The organism is Rhodospirillales bacterium (genome assembly GCA_016712595.1).
In the GTDB taxonomy this organism is placed as follows: domain Bacteria; phylum Pseudomonadota; class Alphaproteobacteria; order Rhodospirillales; family Defluviicoccaceae; genus Defluviicoccus.
In genome coordinates this window covers 983,392-999,840 of sequence record JADJQT010000001.1, presented here as the reverse complement: position 1 = coordinate 999,840, position 16,449 = coordinate 983,392, and the positions used below count along the sequence as shown (strand labels likewise).

Here is a 16,449-nt window from a genome sequence, read left to right as displayed (position 1 = left end):
GGCGAAACCCGTGGGTCAGACGACAAGCCCGGTCGACGTGCCCGGCTCGCAAAGTTGTGCTTCGGCAAACCCGGCCGGCGCCGACTGAAATCCTACGCTGCCGGCGATTCCGCTTTGCCCGCCCGTCGCGCGCATGACCTCGCGGATGTCGTCGCGCGCCGCGGCGGTCAGCGGCACATCGCTGCGAACGATCAGGTCAAGGTGTGACCCGTTGCCTCGGACCAGGGTATCGAGCTGAACCCGCCCAAGGCGACTGAGCGAAACGTCCAGGACGAAGCGCCGATCGTCCTTCTCCCCGCTGGCGGTTCGTCCCGCACCAGGGCGCTGCCTGAAGAGCAGACGTACCGGCAAAATCGCGTCGCCGACAGCGATGGGAATGTTGGCGGTGGACCATCCGTCGGTGGATGTCTTGGCCGCTGTTTTCGCCACATCATCGAAATCGTCGGCAACACGCGCGAGCAGGTCCGGTGCGTCGCTCCTGAGCCGAGTGACCGTACTGTCGCCCAGCCACGAACGCAGATCTTTGGATTGCAAAGCGGCGAAGAACGATCGGATGTTTGTGCCAAAATTGGCGTCGAGCCGCGGCAACGCCGCGTGCAGGGCGTTGCGCGCTGCGTCCGTGGTCACTGTTCGTTCCAAAGGCGCGCCGACGACTGGCGTCTCCGGGTTTTGCAAAAGTGTCTGGCTGGCTTGCGTGGCCACCTGCCCCGCCGCAACGGGTGTCCCGCCGATCCATCGCGTCGGGATCGCGGTCAGCGATTGCCAGGCGCCATCTGCCAAGAGCGGTTCGAGCTGAGCCGGCACAAGGCTTGCGGAGGCGTTCGGCTCCGATACTGGCGAAAGGCGCGGCAGGCCGACGACGGAAACGGTTACGACGTCGCCGGCGGCTAGCCGTGCCGCCGCCGGTAGGACGAAGGCGCCGCGATCGACGCAAACGATCGCCCGGCCGTCCGGGAGCGCCGCGGCGACGACGCCCGGCATTCGCGCGGACGGCCCGAAGACCGAAGGCGGTTCGCCGGCGGAAGTCGGCCGCACGACTGGATCGACGCCCGTGCCCTTCGCACCCGTTTCATTCGCGTCTGGTCCGTTCAGGCGGACCGGCACCTGAGTGCCGGGCTGTAATATCCGTTCGCGAACTGCGGCGGCAACCGCTTGACCGTTCGGTTGCAAGGGCGTCGCTGCAATCTCAGCGCGTGTCGGGATCTGCTCGCCACCGCGCGCGTCGTCGGTCCACGCCAACGGCGTAAGGACGGTGGCGAGGAGTGGCGCCTCAGGATCGGCTTGTGGGCTGGCTGCCGTCGTTGCGCCGATCGACGTCCGTGCCGGCTGAGGCACGAGAACGGCGAGCGGTGCGGCGCTGGGAGCGGCGGAGGCCGATGCGCCGGGCATTCCTCTGTCGCCGCCTCCGCCTTCCGGCAGAATGCGCAAGGTTGCGCGCAACCCGGGCTCGGTTGCGACAATATCGAGGAGGACGCGCACGCCGGCAGGCAGCCTATCCGCACCTTGAAGCGCCAGCAGGCCGACGGGTGTCGATACGAGCGGCGTTCCGTCCGTCGCCGTTCCTGATATCCGTCCGGCGAGTTGAGCGCCGATCAGCAGGCGTGGCAAGGCGGCTGACGCTGCGCCGGCCGGTGTCGGCAAGCCGTCGGGTGCACCAGGCGCAAAACCACGGAGCGCGAAAGGCGGATTAACGTCGCTCATCGAAACCGTCCCGCCGCCGCGTCACGACGGCAGCGAGGCGATGCTCGCAGCAATGTTCTTGACGTCTGTTGCCGCGTCGGCGTTGGGGAAGCGCGTAAGCAACGGCGTCTGGTAGCGGATCGACTCGCGTACCTTAACATCGCGTCGAACGATGCCGAGGAGTTGCGGTGAAAGCTGCAGAAATGAGGCACAGGCCCGGAAAAGCGCGCCGAACGTCTTTTCCCCCTCGCGTTGGGACGATGCCATATTGACGATGATCCGCACGTCGACCTGGACCTGCTCCAGTTGTGCGAGCTTGATAAATGCATAGGCATCGGTCAGTGAGGTCGGCTCGTCGGTGGTCACGACGATGCACGACCCGGCAAGCCGGGTAAGCTGACGCACCGTTCGCTCGATGCCGGCGCCGAGATCAAGAATAACGTGATCGTAGCGGCCGGCCGTCAGCACAAGTTCCTCGCCGAGAAGTGCGATCCGCGACGGTGGAACGGCGGCGAGCCGGCCGCAGCCCGATCGGCCAGCGACGATATCGAAGCCGCCGGCGGCGTACGGCACCGTTGCGTGAGCCAGCGAGAGGCGGCCAGCCAGCACCCCGCCGAGATCGTGCTCGGGCATCAGGCCGAGCTGAATATCGACGTTGGCGAGGCCAAGGTCGCCGTCAAAAAGAAGGGCCCGGCGACCCATCTGCGAGAGGGCATGGGTCAGCGTGATCGCCAGCCACGTCTTGCCGACGCCGCCCTTACCCGAGGCGATGGCGATCATGTTGCGGGGCTTCGGCAACGCGACGGTTCTGAGCTCGGGAGGCTGGGAGAGAGCGGTGGTCATCAATGGGCCTCTTCGGGGTGTAAGGCGGTTCGGGCGTCCGGGGTGGTCGACAGGATCAGGCGGGCGAGAGACAATGGATTGAGGCCCGCGATGGGGTCGGCAGCGTGCGGGCTGATACTGGCGCCCGCGAAAGCGAGGCTAGCGGTTTCGCCAGCAGTGATGAGTGCCCCCAGTCGTCGAGCAATATCGATGCGGGTGGCGATGAGTCGCCGGCAGCCGATGCGGGCGAACGCGGCGGCGATCTCGCCAGCCTCGATGGCGTCCCCGCCGGCGGCGAGGACGAGCACTGGTTCCGCGCCGACGGCCTCGATCAGCGCGGCGAGATTATTCATCTCCGCTCCGGCAAACGGGTTCACGCCAACGGTATCGACGATGGCCCCGTCTTTCGGCTGCAGGGCGAGATCGGCGAGCGCCGACGGCGTTTCAGCAGTATCGAGAGGCACGTTAAGGATGCGCGTGAAGGCTTCGAGTTGCTCAATGCCGCCGGCACGGTGGACGTCGCAGGTAACGGCACGCATGCCGTGCTCGCGCCGATGGGCACCGACCAGAAGCTTCGCCGCCGTCAACGTCTTGCCTGCGCCCGGCAACCCAACCAGCATCAGCGGCCGCGGGGCCGGCCTTTCGCCCAGCGAGCGAAAGGCGAGAGAGGCATCGAGGGCGGCGGCCAGCGCCAACTCGGGCGATTCGTGAGCAAACGCGGCAGCGCGATTTGCCAAGCGGTCGGCAATCGGTGAAGGAACGCCATGGTAGGCGAGCGCAGATGTGATCGGCGCAGTTGGGGTCGGCGCCAATTCTTCCCTCGACCAGGCATCGAACACCGCGGCATCGGGGTCATCCTCGCCGAGCGCCGCAATGATCTGCACGTCATGACCGAGGCGTCCGGGCTCGGTAGCAATGATCACGGCTTCATCGCCCAGTTCCTCGCGGACTTGCGCCATGGCCTTGGACATGGTCGCTGCGGTGAAGGTGCGAACGCGCATGACCGCCTACGCGACCCGTCCGACGGTCTTGATCCGGGCCTTCGGCGCGACCTCACTCTGTGAAATCACCACCGAACTCGGACGGAAACGCTCGATGATTGATCGCACATAGGGGCGAATGGCGGGGCCAGTCAGCAGGACCGGGGTTTCTCCGGCGTGCGCCTGCCGATCGTAGGCGGTGCGTACGGCGGTAAGGAACTGTTGCAGCTTCGTCGGCGCCATGGCGAGTTGCCGGTCGTCCCCCGAGCCCGTCAGCGACTCGGTGAACTCCTGCTCCCATTCGGGAGCGAGGGTCAGCAAAGGAATAAATCCCCGCTCGTTGGTGTACATATCGCTGATCTGGCGGGCGAGGCGGCCACGCACATGCTCGGTGATCTGAGTGACGCTGCGGGTATGGCCGCAGGCCTCGGAGATGCCCTCCAGGATCGTCGGCAGGTCGCGGATCGAGATCCGCTCGGACAGAAGGTTCTGCAGCACGCGCTCGACTCCGCCATACGAGATCTGTCCCGGAATAATATCAGCAATGAGCTTTTGGTGCTCTTTATCAAGCTCCTCCAATAATTTGCGTGTCTGCGCATAGGACAACAGCGACGCCATATGGTCCTTGACCACCTCGGTCAAGTGAGTGGTGACGACCGTCGCCGGCTCGACGACGGTCAGCCCGCGGAACAACGCCTCCTCCTGATGCGCGGAGTCGATCCACAGCGCCGGGAGTCCGAACGTCGGCTCTTTGGTCTTCTCGCCCGGAAGAGTAATCTCCTCGCCACGAGGATCCATCGCCAGGAGCAATCCCGGCCGAACTTCGCCGCGGCCGGCCTCGATTTCCTTGACGCGGATCACGTAGACCTGCGCCGGAAGCTGCATATTGTCCTGAATGCGAACACTCGACATCACGAAGCCAAGTTCGGCGGCAAGCTGGCGGCGCAGTGCCTTGACCTGATCGGTTATCCGCGGTCCGTCGCCGCCGCCGTTTACCAGAGGCAGCAGGCCGTAGCCCAATTCGAGCCGCAAATCGTCCATCTTCAGCGCTGAGGAGATCGGCTCCTCCGCCGGCGGCGGAAGGTCCGCCGCGGCATGCGCCTCGCGCTGCGCTTCGGCCGCTTGTGTGACCTGGCGCCGGCGTGCCGTATAAGCGAGGGTGCCGACGATCCCGGCGACGAACAGGAACGGCACGGCCGGGATTCCGGGCAGGACCGCCAGCAGCACCAGCAGGCCACTGCTCATCCCCAGCACTTTCGGGTTCCCCGCGAGCTGGCCAGACAACGCCTTGTCGGTTTTTCCCGACAGGCCGGCCTTGGTAACGATGATGCCGGCAGCCGTGGAGACGATCAGCGCCGGGATCTGGGTAACCAGCCCGTCGCCGACCGTAAGCCGGGTGTAGGCGTCGGCGGCATCGAGGAAACTCAGATCTCGCTGCCCGACGCCGATGATGATGCCGCCAATGATGTTGATGAACGTGATCATCAGCCCGGCGATCGCGTCACCGCGAACAAACTTGGCGGCACCGTCCATCGCGCCAAAAAATCCACTCTCTTCCTCGAGGTTACGGCGCCGGGAGCGCGCCTCCGCCTCGGTGATCAGTCCTGCGGATAGATCGGCGTCGATCGCCATCTGCTTGCCGGGCATGGCGTCGAGGGTGAAACGGGCGGACACTTCGGCGATGCGCCCCGAGCCCTTGGTGATGACAACGAAATTGACGATCATCAAAATGGCGAAGACGATGATGCCGATGATGAAGTTGCCGCCCATCACGAACCCGCCGAAGGCTTCGATGACGTGGCCGGCGGCGGCTGGACCCTCGTGACCATGGGTGAGGATCAGCCGCGTCGACGCCATGTTGAGCGATAGCCGGACCATTGTCGAGAGCAGCAGAACGACCGGAAATGCGTTGAATTCCAACGGCTTTTCCGCAAATAGCGCAGTCAGCAGAATGAGTACCGAAATGGTGATGGACAGCGCGAGGCAAGCGTCGAGTAGCCACTGCGGTAGCGGCAAGATCAGCACGACGAGGATCGCCACGACGGCGACGGCAAGCATGATATCGCCGTGCCGCTTCGCGCTTTCGAGACGCTGGCCGAAGAGCTTGCTGAGGCCGCCCATTGCCGTCAGCCCGCCGGTCGCATCACCCACTGCAGTCGTTGCCATCGCGCCGTGCTCCGTTGCGCTCAGAATGCCGCATGGTCGAGAGCGTCCCGGCCTTCGCCGGGTGCCGGCACCGGCACGCCCTCTTCGACGTACTGTTTGAGTTTGTTGCGTAGCGTGCGGATCGAAATGCCGAGAATGGTCGCGGCGTGAGTCCGGTTGCCGAGGCAGTGATTGAGTGTCTCGACGATCAAATCGCGTTCAACGTCGGCAACGGTGCGACCAACCAGCCCACCACCGGGCGAAGCGCCAGCGCTCCTGTCAGCCAATCCGTTCGCGCCGATGGCGCCGCGCGAAGCGCCGACCGCAGCAGAGGACGACAGCAGGATCGATTCCGTCCCGATCCGGCTACCGGGAGCGAGCAGAACCGCCCGATGGATGGTGTTTTCCAGCTCGCGCACGTTTCCCGGCCATGCGTGAGCCGCCAGTGCGGCGAGTGCCTCGGGCGTCAGCTCTTTGTTTCCGACGCTGTTCAGCTCGGCGTACTTTTCACAGAAGTGGCGAGCAAGCACGGGGATATCCTTCGGCCGCTCGGCCAGTGGCGGGAGCTGGAGACTGACGACGTTGAGGCGGAAATAAAGATCGGCGCGAAAGCGACCCCGGGCGACCTCTTCCTCGAGATTTCGATTGGACGTGGCGAGGATGCGCACGTTGACCTTGACTGGCTGCGTGCCGCCGACACGGTCGATTTCCCGCTCCTGCACCGCCCGCAACAGCTTCGCTTGCAGGCGTGAATCCATTTCGCTGATTTCGTCGAGCAACAACGTTCCGCCGTTCGCCTCCTCGAAGCGACCGATCCGACGGGCGATGGCCCCGGTAAATGCACCCTTCTCGTGACCAAACAGTTCGGATTCGAGAAGGGCCTCGGGGATTGCCGCGCAGTTGACAGCGACAAAGCGGGCATTCGCTCGCCGGCTTCGCGCGTGGATGAAGCGCGCCATCAACTCCTTGCCGGTCCCGGAGGGTCCGACGATCAGTACCGTCGCTTCGCTCGCGGCGATTTTCGCGGCGAGCGCCAGCATCGCTGCCGTCCGTGCGTCGGCATGAACGATGGGATGACTCTCCTGCGACACGAGAGCGAGCATCGCGCCGATCATCTCAGGATCGGGCGGCAACGGCAGGTATTCCCGCGCGCCGGCCCGGATCGCGGCGACGGCAAGACGCGTGTCGCTGCCGATGCCGCAGGCGACGACCGGCAGGGTCATTCGCTCGCTTTGCAGGGCGACGATCAGCCCGGCAACATCGAAGCGAACGTCAGCCAACAGCAGGTCGACGCTTTCGCCGGCGCGCAGCAGCCGCAAAGCCGCCTCGATGCTCTCGACATGCAGAACCTTGGCGCCACGGCCGATGGCGATGCGGCTCGCAGCGCCGAGCGGACCGGCAAGGCTTCCGAGGATCAGCAGGCGCATGTCCGAACGCTCCCTTCTTCGGCACTCATTCGAAATGCCTTACGCGTTTCGCCGGCGGTAGCATGCTGTTGAGCAACAGCTCCAGACGACGCGGGTTTTCCTGTCGGCAGATCGACATGGCCCCCATAAGGTAGACGCGGCAGATCAACTCCTCGTCGGCGGCATTGCGATCGAGCTTAACTGCCAGCGGTGAGAGGATCATGTTGGCGAGCACGGCGCCATAAAGAGTGGTCAGCAGGGCGACCGCCATGCTTGGCCCGATGTGCTGCGGTTGGCTGAGTTGCCCGAGCATCTGCACGAGGCCGATGAGAGTACCGATGAGGCCCATCGCGGGAGCATAATCGGCACCGCGCCGAAGGACGGCGGCGCTGCGCCGCAGGCGATGCGGAGTCGCCTGGACGTCATGCCGCAGGACGTCCTCGACCTCCTCCTCGCGGGCACCGTCGATCACCATCGAAAGCGCTTTCTGCAGGAACGGGAAGCCCGCGTGCTCACCCAGTACGAATTCGAGATGCAGCACGCCGTGCCGCCGTGCCTCGTCGGCGAGATACAGAATTCGCATCGCCGCGCCGGATGGGTCGGGTGCGGAGTGGATCAGCATGCTGGCGACGACTCGTAGCATCGTCGCCACATCTGTGAACGAAAAGCACATGGTGACAATCGCGAGCGTGCCACCGACGACAATCAGCAGCGAAGGAACGTCGACAAATGAACGCGCGTGGCCACCGAGGCCAATGGCCACCGACAGCATGGCGAAGCCGGCGGCTAATCCCAGCAGCGCGGCTTTGTCGGCTGGCCTGCGCCGTCCGGCATAAGCCTTGCCGGCCGCAGGCTCGAAGAAGGGGGCATCGCTCATCGCTGACTCCGTCAAGACCGATCGCTTTTCACGATTTCCGTCATCGTCACCCCGAGGCGGTCTTCGACGACCACGACCTCGCCACGAGCGACGAGCCGGTTATTGACGTAGATGTCGATCGCTTCACCAACGCGACGGTCGAGTTCGACCACGGCACCGCGACCAAGTTTGAGCAATTGGCTTACCTCCATGGTCGTTCGGCCGAGCACAGCGGAAACCTGCACTGGAACATCATAGACAGCATCGAGATCCTGGGCGGTACGCGGCGCCTCCGGTGGCTCGGCAGAGGCCACGGGCTCTGCGGCGACCGGCCGATTTTCAAGGTTGGGCAGTTCCAGATCGCCGTTCTCAGCCATGGTCGTCTCCACTGCGAAGAGTATCGGACGGGTTTAACCTGCCGCCGTCCGTCGGCGCCTCGAGCCGTCTTGCCTGCGACGTCGTGCCTGCCGCGCCGGTAATTTCCCCTACGAGAACATCCACCTCGCGCCAGAGCGCTGCGTGATCGCGGACGATGCCGCCGCCGCGCCATTCCATCCGGCAGTCGCCTGCCGGAAGCGCTGCATCGGCGGTGATACGCAGCCGACCGTCGAGGTCGTTGCCGAGAGCCAGCGCCTCAAGTCGAGGGCCGAGTTCGGGGAAGAGCGACGCGGCAACGGCGATATTGATCGAGGTTTCCTCTGCCAGCCGAGGCAGGACCGTGGCCACTAGGTGCTCGATTTCCGGGATGGCGTTCTCCCGGTAGCGAACCGGGAGCAACCTCTTCGCGATCACGCCGGCGATCAGCACCGCGTCGCGCTCGGCCTGTGCACGGGCCTCGCCCACCACCGCCTGCAATGCTTGCAACCGTTCGCCGATACCGTCGAGGCTGGCCCGAAGCGTCGCTTCATGGTGCTCCTTGCTCGCCCATTCCGCGTTGGCTTGTTCACGGCCAACAGCGTGCCCTTCGGCGCGCGCCCGCTCCACGTCCTCGGCAGAAAAAACCGGCGGAGCCTCCGGCTCCGGCTCGGCCGGTGCTTCCTGGGGCGCCGGCAGGTCGAAGCGTCGCTCGAAGAGGAATCGCTGGATTTGGGCGGTCGCGACTTTGGCCATGTCAGTAGACCAGCTCGTCGTTCGAATCGTTGCCCGACAGCACGATTTCGTTCGCCTCGGCGAGAGCTTTTGCCGTGGCAACAATAGTACCTTGCGCTTCGTCCACGTCGCGCAACCGCACCGGCCCCATCGCGGCAATATCCTCTTGCATCATCTTGCTCGCGCGCTGCGACATGTTCTTGAAGAACAGTTCCTTGAGCGCCTCGGATGCGCCTTTCAACGCCACGCCGAGCTGTTCTTTGGGAACTTGGCGCAGCAAGACCTGGACGCCCGCGGAATCCAGCCTCACCAGATCTTCGAAGGTAAACATCAACTGCTTGATTCGAGACGCGGATTCTTGATTGCGTTCCTCGAGCGCGTTCATGAACCGACCCTCGGTCGAGCGATCGAAGTTGTTGAAGATCTCGGCCACGAGTTCGTGCGCGTCACCGCGATGGGTGCGCGCGAGGTTGGTCATGAATTCCGTACGAAGCGTCCGCTCGACCTGATCGAGAATTTCCTTCTGCACGGTTTCCATGCGCAACATGCGCATCACCACCTCGAGAGCAAAATTCTCCGGTAGAAGCGAAAGCACGCGCGATGAATGGGCCGCCTTGATCTTTGAAAGAACGACGGCGACCGTCTGCGGGTATTCGTTCTTCAAGTAATTGGCGAGGACAGCCTCGTGGACATTCCCCAGCTTGTCCCACATCGTTCGACCCGACGGGCCACGGATTTCCTCCATGATCTGCTTGACGCGATCGCCATCGAGGATTTTGGTCAGCAGTCGCTCTGTCGATTCAAAGGTACCGACGAGCGCACCGGCGCTTGAAATGTGCTCGCTGAAGTCGACCAGCAGCCCTTCCACCGCATCGGCGTTGATCGTGCCGAGATTCGCCATGTGCATGGACAAGGCGCGGATTTCCTCGTCGTCCATCATCGTCATCAGCTTGCCGGCGTGGGTCTCGCCGATGGCGAGCATGAAGATCGCCGCCTTCATCGCGCCGTTAAGACTGCGAAAATCCGTGATTGCTCGTGACATGGCCGTGCCTTACTGCTCCGCGTGAAGCCAGCTTCGGATAATCGCGAGCGATTCTTCCGGATGCTTGTTGACGATCTCGCCCACGCGTTTGAGCGAGGACGCCTTAACCCTGCCGTCGATACGGGCAATGTCGATCATGTCGTCCGCGCTACCGGCACGCTCTTCGGTGCCCTGTGCATGCATCGCCTGCAGATCACCTCCGGGGCCGGTCAGCGCTGGCGTTGCCGTCTGGCCGGGGAGCAGAGGCGCGCCTTCGGTCACGCCACCGGCAACGGCGGGAGAGGGCATCGAGTCAAGCGCCTTGCTCACGATTGGCTTGACCACGAGCAGCAGCACGAGCAGCGCCAGCACCATCAGCGCGAGATATTCGCCGATGCGCATCAATTCGCTTTTGCTTAGTCCCAGAAGGAGGTTTTCCTTTTCCTCTTGCGGCAGTTCCGGTTCAAGGAAACGCATGCTGATGACGTCAACCTTGTCGCCGCGGGATGCGTCGAACCCGACGGCGTTGCGCACGAGGTTGGAGAGTTTTTCCAGTTCTTCCGCACTTCGGGGCTGATAGGTGCGGCTGCCATCGTCAGCGGTCACATACGTGCCGTCCACAAGGACGGCGACGGACAGGCGCTTGACGACGCCGGTCTCGCGCACGTGGTTGACCACTTTTTTCGAAATCTCGTAATTGACGGTCTCTTCGTTGCGCTTTTCCGTACTGCCGCTACCGCCTCCCGCACTTGCGCCGTTGATTTGGGCGTCGGGCAGGTTCGTGGCGACGGAGACGGGCGAATTCCCGTTGCCGTCGCTGCTGCTGCTCGATTGGCCGATCGTCTGGGTTGAGCGGACGACCTGCCCGTCCGGGTTGAAGATCTCCTCGCTCGTATCGATACGGTCGAAATCGAGATCCGCAGCGACTTCCGCGCGAACCTTGCCGGGGCCAACCGTGCGTTCGACGAGATCCTCAATGGTGTGGGACAGTTGGGATTCCAGCTGACGGCGGCGTTGGTCCGCCTTGCCTGCGGCCAGCGCGATGTCGTTACCATCGGCGCTCTCGGTGAGCAGCGTGCCCTGACCGTCGATAATTGAAATATGTCCCGGGGTCAGTCCCGGCACCGCCGAGGCGACGAGGTTCTGCACGGCGGCGACCTGGCTCGGGGTCAGGCGCGAGCGACCGTTCATTTGCAGCAGCACCGAAGCGCTCGCCTCCGGCTTCTCGCGGCTGAACAACTCGCGTTTGGGAAGCACGAGATGAACGCGCGCCGCCTTGACGGAATCGATCGCTCGTATGGTGCGCGCCAGTTCACCCTCAAGCGCACGGACGAGGTTGATGTTCTGCTGAAAGTTGCTGCTGCCGAGCGCATCACCCTTGTCGAAAATCTCGTACCCGATCGAGCCGCCCGACGGCAGCCCGTTCTAGGCAAGGGTAAGGCGCGTCCGCCCGACCTGGTCGGCGGCGACGTAAATCGAATTACCGCCGGGGCCGAGCTGGTACGGGATTTTAGATGCGTCGAGCTGAGCGGCGATCTTCGCCGCGTCGGTCATGTCGAGATCCGCGTAGAGCAAGGACTGGGGCGGGGTCGAAGAGCGGACCATGATCCAGGCGAAGAAAGCAATGAGCGCAATCGTCACGCCGCCGATCACCGCCAGGCGGGCGGGGCCGAGGGTCTGTACGAAGTTGCGCATTGTCTCCATGGTCTCTCCATCAAGCCGACGCGCCGTTAGTGAGTGGCGCGCATCGGACCCGAAAGGGACCCTAGTCAACAGCGCATGAAAGCGAGGTTAACGTGAGCGGCATGCGGCAGTTTCCGTGGACCTGCAAGCCGATCATTCGTCTGCTGCACCCTGCCGCCGCCCCCCGCGTTTCGGTAGCGGGGTCTTGATCAGGGAGGGTTGCTGTGGTGCCGATGCGAGATTGCGACGCTATCCGGAGCTCGCCGATGGCTGCGATACGGAAAGCACGTCGTTCATCGGCAGTTCCACGTCTCCCAGACTAAGAACGATCGAGCCTGTCTGCGTCGAAACACCCGTAACCGTTCCGCGATAGGTCTGATCGACGGCGACGGCATCGCCGGCTTTGTCGATGGCGCTCACCTGCATGGTATAGACGCCGTCCGGCAACGATCGGCCGTCATTCGATTTTCCATCCCATTGAAAGTCATGGCGGCCCGCGGCCGTCGCACCGCTGCCGGTATAAACGATTGTGCCGCCGGCATCTTTGATCGTGATCGTCGCATTGCTGGCGTTCGATGCCAGCGTGTACGAGCTGTTTGCCTGCCCATCTTGCATCAGCAGCGCATTGCCGCTTGCTTCCACGGAGTTACCGATGAATCCGACCGCCGAGGAAAGAGAGGCTGTCGATTGCGCTGACACCAGCTTTTCAAGGTTGGCATTCTGATAAATCTGCTGCTCGACGCTGGCAAACTGGACGAGCTGCGTGGTGAACTGGTTGGCGTCCATCGGCTCCAGGGGGTCCTGATTCTGTAGCTGCGTGACGAGCAGGGTCAGGAAGCGATTGATGTCGGTGTCGAGTTTTTGCGCATCGGTGGCGGACTGCCCGCCCGATGTGGCGGTCGAAGCCGAGATGCCATCAATAAACATCGGATGATCTCCCTGTCGGGTGGTTCAGGCGCGAATATCGAGGCGTCCGTCGGCCAGCGGCCGAAGTGCCGTTTCGATACGCGGGTTCTTGTCTGTCTCAACCGCTGCGGAGGCATCGTTGGACGATCTGGAGGCGGCTCCATCGAACGCTGCGAACCGCGAACCTCCACCGTTCGTCCCCTGCTCGCGCATGCTGAAACCGAGACTGCCCGCGTCAGTCTTGACTCCCGCGTCAGCGAGGGCGCGCTGAAGGTCGCCAGCGTCGGCGCGCAACGCCTCGAAGGCATCGCGGCGATCGGCGATGAACGTGGCACTGACGCTGCCATCGCGGGCGAAATCGAGCCGGACTTCAATCCGTCCCAGCGCCGCTGGCTCAAGGGCGATGTCAATCCGCTGCACCCGGTCGTGAACCGCCTTGCCGAGGTGCTCGGCGATCTGCGCGGCTGGCGTGCGGACCGAAAAGGCGTTACCCGCTTCGCCGACCTTGGCACCAGCAGGTGCCTGCCCGGCCATTGTGCCGGAGAATCCCTGCCCGAGATCACCGGAATGAGAGCCGGCCGGATCGGTGGGTGTCGACGCAACGGCGATCGGCGCCGCTGCGTCTTCGCTGGTCGCCGCAGCGGCGCTATCAGCCGGCGCCGGAGATTCTAAACGCGTCATGGCCAAAGCCTCGAAGGGCGGCTGAATTTGCGCTGATCGACTACCCGGTTGCGGCGCCGTGGCTGGCGCAGTGTCCGACTTGCGTCGATCTTGCGTGCGATCATCCGGCGCCTGCGGGTTTTGCGCGGCGAGCCCCATGGCCGGTGAGGCTGCCGTCGACGACACCAGGGTTGGCACGGCGGGCGAACCGGACGACCCGACGGCCGGGACGCCATGCCCGGGCGTCACCGATGGATTGCCCACGACGGGGCTGATGACCGGCGGAGATGTAGTTTCGCCGCCGTCGCCGTTCGACAGGGCGAAGGCGGTCTGGGGCGCCAACACCTGCGACGGCAGCGGCGCAGGCGCGGCGGGCATCGCTTGCACGCTGACGCGCGGCATCGATGGAGGCGGTGCTGGCGGCAGGGCCGCCTCCCGAGACGTAACCGAAGCCGGCCTTGCCGTCTCCGCATTTCCGGTCGCGTTGTCGGAGGCGATATTCGACGCCGACGGCGCTCCGCCGCCCGGTGCCCTTTCCGAAACCTTGGCGCTGACGACTACGACAGGCGGCGAGGTGGTGATTGCCGCGAGCAGGCTGGCGTCGACAGCCTTCACCTCTGGCGCGCCTGGATCGCCATCGGCGTCGGCTGTTTCGTCGACCGGGGCGTTCACATCACCGGCTGGTTTCCCCACGCCAACCGGATGCGTGGCAGCGTCAATGCCCGCAGCGGCGGCTTCGGCCGCGGCGCTGACCGCCGGGTCGGGGAGTGTCGTCTCGTCCCTGCGTTCGTCGCGGCGCGGCGCGTCGGATTTGACGGTTCTGGCCCGGGCGCCCTCACCCGTCCCGCTCGCCTCGCGAGGTGCTTTCTGGCGATGAGACTCGTCCGGGTGGTCGCTGCGGTCGTCGGCTGTCGTCGTCGTACCGGTGTCCGGCGATTCTGTTGACCGCGACGTCGGCGCTCTTTCCGGCGCACCCTGGCTCGACGACGAGACGTCCGCGCGATCTGCATAGCGCTGCGTGGCCACATCATCCCGATCGGAATCGTCGCAAACGAAAGACGATGTTTCGGATGGACGAGCGCGGACCTGCGATCGATCAGAGTTCGGCTTGGTCTCCTGCGTCGAGTGCAGCAGCTCCCGGAAGGCCGAGGTTAGAGCCGCAGGACCAGCGGCCGGGCGTTCGCCGCGAAGGTCGCGAGCGGTGAACGCGGACGCTGAGTTCGACGGAGCGAATTGGCCAAGCACGCGTGAAGTCCTCCAATCGGTTCCCCCAATCCAGAGCAACCGCCATGCCAGGGCGCCTGGCATCCTATGTGTCTGAAATACCGCAATTTCTTACCAGGCGCAGTGACGCTGGTTTGACATCCCGGCAAAATTTGCCGGGGCGCGCCGGCAATCTCTACCCGCGCGATGCGCGCTCGGGTGAATCGGCCTGCTCGGTACCCGAAAGCGGATCGCCGGTCAGCCGGGTCGCGAAGCCGAGATTGTGCAGCCCCTCGACGATTTCGCGTACGTGCGCGTCGTCGCGTGTTTCAACGACGACGTCGAGTTCTGTCATCTTCACCGAAAGACGATGGAACAGCCGTTGATGCGCGATTTCGATGATATTGCCACCAAGTTGACCAATAAGATTTGCGACTTTAGCGAGCTCCCCCGGTCGGTCACCAATGGAAACCCGAATGCCGGCGAGGCGGCCGGCACGGACGAGCCCGCGCATCAGCACCGAAGCGAGAAGGCGCGCATCGATGTTGCCGCCGCAGATCACGACCCCGGTTCGCCGCCCGGCAAAGAGGTCGCGCCGGTCGAATACGGCGGCGACGGCTGCGGCTCCTGCGCCTTCGACAACCGTCTTTTCGATCTCGGCCAGCATCTGCACGGCGGCCTCAATGCTCGCTTCGCTGACGGTCAGAATGTCGTCAACGAGGCGCTCCACGATCTGGCGGGGCAGGATTCCCGGTTCAGACACGGCGATGCCTTCTGCGATGGTACTGCCGCCGATGACGGGAGGGCCGCCGGCGACGGCATGCCGCATCGATGCGTATCGCTCGCTTTCGACACCGACAATGCGGAGTTGCGGGCGAAGATGCTTGGCGGCGACGGCGCAGCCAGCGATGAGGCCGCCTCCGCCGATGTGGATGACAAGGACGTCGAGATCCGGCACTTGCGCTAGAAACTCCAGCGCGAGAGTCCCCTGTCCGGCGATGATGCGAGGATCGTCATAGGGATGTACGAATATCGCACCGGAAATCTCGGCCAACGCATGAGCGTGTGCTGCTGCCTCGGCGAGGTCATCGCCATGAAGCTCGACGGTAGCGCCGTGAAAGCGCGTATTCGCAACCTTGATAAACGGGGTTCCGCGGGGCATCACGATCGTCGCCGGAATGCCGAGTCGCTGCGCGTGAAAAGCGACGCCGAGCGCGTGATTACCTGCCGACATGGCGACGACGCCGCGGCGAGCCTGCTCCCCCAGAGACAATAGTTTGACGAGAGCACCGCGCTCCTTGAACGAGGCCGTATATTGGAGATTTTCCATCTTCAGGAAAATCTGCGCCCCACTCAGATCGCTCAGCAGCCGGCTGGGGATGACCGGCGTGCGGACGACAGCGCCTTCGATAGCACGGGCTGCGGCACACACATCCTCAAAGTCGATGCTCACGGCGCGCACTCCTGCCGCAGTGCTTTTCCCCCCGGGGCCGTCCCGGCATCCCTGCCAGAGAAGATACGCGTAATTCCCAGCATTCAAAGAGTTGATGCGCAGCGGCGCGGCCGTCGGTCACAGACCGCTTCTCGACGGGATGAAGATCCCCCGGTCTGAAACCGCGCAGCACCGGCAACGAATGGCAGTGGCTAGTGCAACATTGCCCGGTGGACCGTCGCCTGGGGCAAAAGTCCGGCAGCCGGCGCAGCCTCGCCCTGCAACAAGGCAAGCACGAGTCGATCATCAAGTTCCAAGGTGATCTTGCGGACGGTTCGGTATGCGCCCGCTTCGATCGCCGTTTCTGCCACGTCGGCGACGATCCCCGTCAGGTATTGCGGATCTTCGTGCTCGGTGGCTGCCGCCACGACGAGAAGCTTGTCGCCCTGAACGGCGTTCTGTGGCCCTGGCAAGGCGAAAAGTATGTCGATCTTCATGGGCACATTCCCCTTTCTTGGCCTGCGTTCGCCATCGATACCTAGCAAAAACTACGCCAGTGTCGCTGG

At 64.1% G+C, this 16,449-nt stretch carries 14 protein-coding genes and 1 pseudogene; 1 reads left to right on the top strand and 14 read right to left on the bottom strand.

Translation table 11 applies throughout. The annotated features are described in order from the left end of the window. Window positions 1–15: 15 nt before the first annotated feature. The 12 genes and pseudogenes from IPK66_04595 to IPK66_04540 all read right to left on the bottom strand — a co-directional run bounded on the left by IPK66_04595 (window position 16) and on the right by IPK66_04540 (window position 13,269). Window positions 16–1,701, bottom strand: coding sequence for a hypothetical protein (locus tag IPK66_04595; GenBank protein MBK8174572.1), 1,686 nt, complete (start codon window positions 1,699–1,701; stop codon window positions 16–18). 21 nt (window positions 1,702–1,722) lie between these two features. Continuing rightward, window positions 1,723–2,523 (bottom strand): MinD/ParA family protein, encoded by an 801-nt coding sequence (locus IPK66_04590; protein MBK8174571.1) that lies wholly within the window; start codon window positions 2,521–2,523, stop codon window positions 1,723–1,725. After that, window positions 2,523–3,503 carry a GTP-binding protein gene (locus IPK66_04585; GenBank protein MBK8174570.1) on the bottom strand — a complete coding sequence of 327 codons (981 nt, stop codon included), beginning with the start codon at window positions 3,501–3,503 and terminating at the stop codon, window positions 2,523–2,525. The genes IPK66_04590 and IPK66_04585 overlap by 1 nt, the downstream gene beginning before the upstream one ends. A 6-nt stretch (window positions 3,504–3,509) precedes the next feature. Further along, window positions 3,510–5,648, bottom strand: coding sequence for a flagellar biosynthesis protein FlhA (gene flhA, locus IPK66_04580; protein ID MBK8174569.1), 2,139 nt, complete (start codon window positions 5,646–5,648; stop codon window positions 3,510–3,512). A gap of 20 nt (window positions 5,649–5,668) precedes the next feature. Further along, a complete protein-coding gene (locus IPK66_04575) occupies window positions 5,669–7,054 on the bottom strand; it encodes a sigma-54-dependent Fis family transcriptional regulator (GenBank protein ID MBK8174568.1) in 1,386 nt (461 codons plus the stop codon). 25 nt (window positions 7,055–7,079) lie between these two features. After that, a complete protein-coding gene (locus tag IPK66_04570) occupies window positions 7,080–7,910 on the bottom strand; it encodes a MotA/TolQ/ExbB proton channel family protein (GenBank protein ID MBK8174567.1) in 831 nt (276 codons plus the stop codon). An 11-nt stretch (window positions 7,911–7,921) separates the two neighbouring features. Next, on the bottom strand, window positions 7,922–8,266 hold the full coding sequence (gene fliN, locus IPK66_04565) for a flagellar motor switch protein FliN (protein ID MBK8174566.1): 345 nt from the start codon (window positions 8,264–8,266) through the stop codon (window positions 7,922–7,924). Next, window positions 8,259–8,999 (bottom strand): hypothetical protein, encoded by a 741-nt coding sequence (locus IPK66_04560; GenBank protein MBK8174565.1) that lies wholly within the window; start codon window positions 8,997–8,999, stop codon window positions 8,259–8,261. The genes fliN and IPK66_04560 overlap by 8 nt, the downstream gene beginning before the upstream one ends. Window position 9,000: 1 nt before the next feature. Continuing rightward, window positions 9,001–10,020, bottom strand: a complete 1,020-nt coding sequence (gene fliG, locus IPK66_04555; protein ID MBK8174564.1) for a flagellar motor switch protein FliG — start codon at window positions 10,018–10,020, stop codon at window positions 9,001–9,003. Between the two features lie 9 nt (window positions 10,021–10,029). Beyond that, window positions 10,030–11,694, bottom strand: a pseudogene (gene fliF / locus IPK66_04550) (flagellar M-ring protein FliF). Between the two features lie 237 nt (window positions 11,695–11,931). Further along, entirely contained in the window at window positions 11,932–12,609 is a 678-nt protein-coding gene (locus tag IPK66_04545; protein MBK8174563.1) for a hypothetical protein, read from the bottom strand. 24 nt (window positions 12,610–12,633) lie between these two features. Continuing rightward, the gene (locus IPK66_04540; protein ID MBK8174562.1) at window positions 12,634–13,269 is read right to left on the bottom strand and encodes a flagellar hook-length control protein FliK; all 636 of its coding nucleotides are present in this window, start codon (window positions 13,267–13,269) and stop codon (window positions 12,634–12,636) included. 136 nt (window positions 13,270–13,405) lie between these two features. Here IPK66_04540 and IPK66_04535 point away from each other — a divergent pair, with 136 nt between their 5' ends. Further along, window positions 13,406–14,125 (top strand): hypothetical protein, encoded by a 720-nt coding sequence (locus tag IPK66_04535; protein ID MBK8174561.1) that lies wholly within the window; start codon window positions 13,406–13,408, stop codon window positions 14,123–14,125. A 522-nt stretch (window positions 14,126–14,647) separates the two neighbouring features. Here the strand turns inward: IPK66_04535 and IPK66_04530 are convergent. Together IPK66_04530 and IPK66_04525 are read right to left on the bottom strand one after the other, a co-directional pair. Then, window positions 14,648–15,904 carry a threonine ammonia-lyase gene (locus IPK66_04530; GenBank protein MBK8174560.1) on the bottom strand — a complete coding sequence of 419 codons (1,257 nt, stop codon included), beginning with the start codon at window positions 15,902–15,904 and terminating at the stop codon, window positions 14,648–14,650. A gap of 191 nt (window positions 15,905–16,095) precedes the next feature. Continuing rightward, the gene (locus tag IPK66_04525; protein MBK8174559.1) at window positions 16,096–16,380 is read right to left on the bottom strand and encodes a hypothetical protein; all 285 of its coding nucleotides are present in this window, start codon (window positions 16,378–16,380) and stop codon (window positions 16,096–16,098) included. Between the last annotated feature and the right edge of the window lie 69 nt (window positions 16,381–16,449).

Bases quoted from the DNA above. Each gene is read 5' to 3' on its own strand.
- IPK66_04595 (MBK8174572.1), bottom strand. From the start codon at position 1,701: ATGAGCGACGTTAATCCGCCTTTCGCGCTCCGTGGTTTTGCGCCTGGT.
- IPK66_04590 (MBK8174571.1), bottom strand. From the start codon at position 2,523: ATGACCACCGCTCTCTCCCAGCCTCCCGAGCTCAGAACCGTCGCGTTG.
- IPK66_04585 (MBK8174570.1), bottom strand. From the start codon at position 3,503: ATGCGCGTTCGCACCTTCACCGCAGCGACCATGTCCAAGGCCATGGCG.
- flhA (MBK8174569.1), bottom strand. From the start codon at position 5,648: ATGGCAACGACTGCAGTGGGTGATGCGACCGGCGGGCTGACGGCAATG.
- IPK66_04575 (MBK8174568.1), bottom strand. From the start codon at position 7,054: ATGCGCCTGCTGATCCTCGGAAGCCTTGCCGGTCCGCTCGGCGCTGCG.
- IPK66_04570 (MBK8174567.1), bottom strand. From the start codon at position 7,910: ATGAGCGATGCCCCCTTCTTCGAGCCTGCGGCCGGCAAGGCTTATGCC.
- fliN (MBK8174566.1), bottom strand. From the start codon at position 8,266: ATGGCTGAGAACGGCGATCTGGAACTGCCCAACCTTGAAAATCGGCCG.
- IPK66_04560 (MBK8174565.1), bottom strand. From the start codon at position 8,999: ATGGCCAAAGTCGCGACCGCCCAAATCCAGCGATTCCTCTTCGAGCGA.
- fliG (MBK8174564.1), bottom strand. From the start codon at position 10,020: ATGTCACGAGCAATCACGGATTTTCGCAGTCTTAACGGCGCGATGAAG.
- IPK66_04545 (MBK8174563.1), bottom strand. From the start codon at position 12,609: ATGTTTATTGATGGCATCTCGGCTTCGACCGCCACATCGGGCGGGCAG.
- IPK66_04540 (MBK8174562.1), bottom strand. From the start codon at position 13,269: ATGACGCGTTTAGAATCTCCGGCGCCGGCTGATAGCGCCGCTGCGGCG.
- IPK66_04535 (MBK8174561.1), top strand. From the start codon at position 13,406: ATGGCCGGTGAGGCTGCCGTCGACGACACCAGGGTTGGCACGGCGGGC.
- IPK66_04525 (MBK8174559.1), bottom strand. From the start codon at position 16,380: ATGAAGATCGACATACTTTTCGCCTTGCCAGGGCCACAGAACGCCGTT.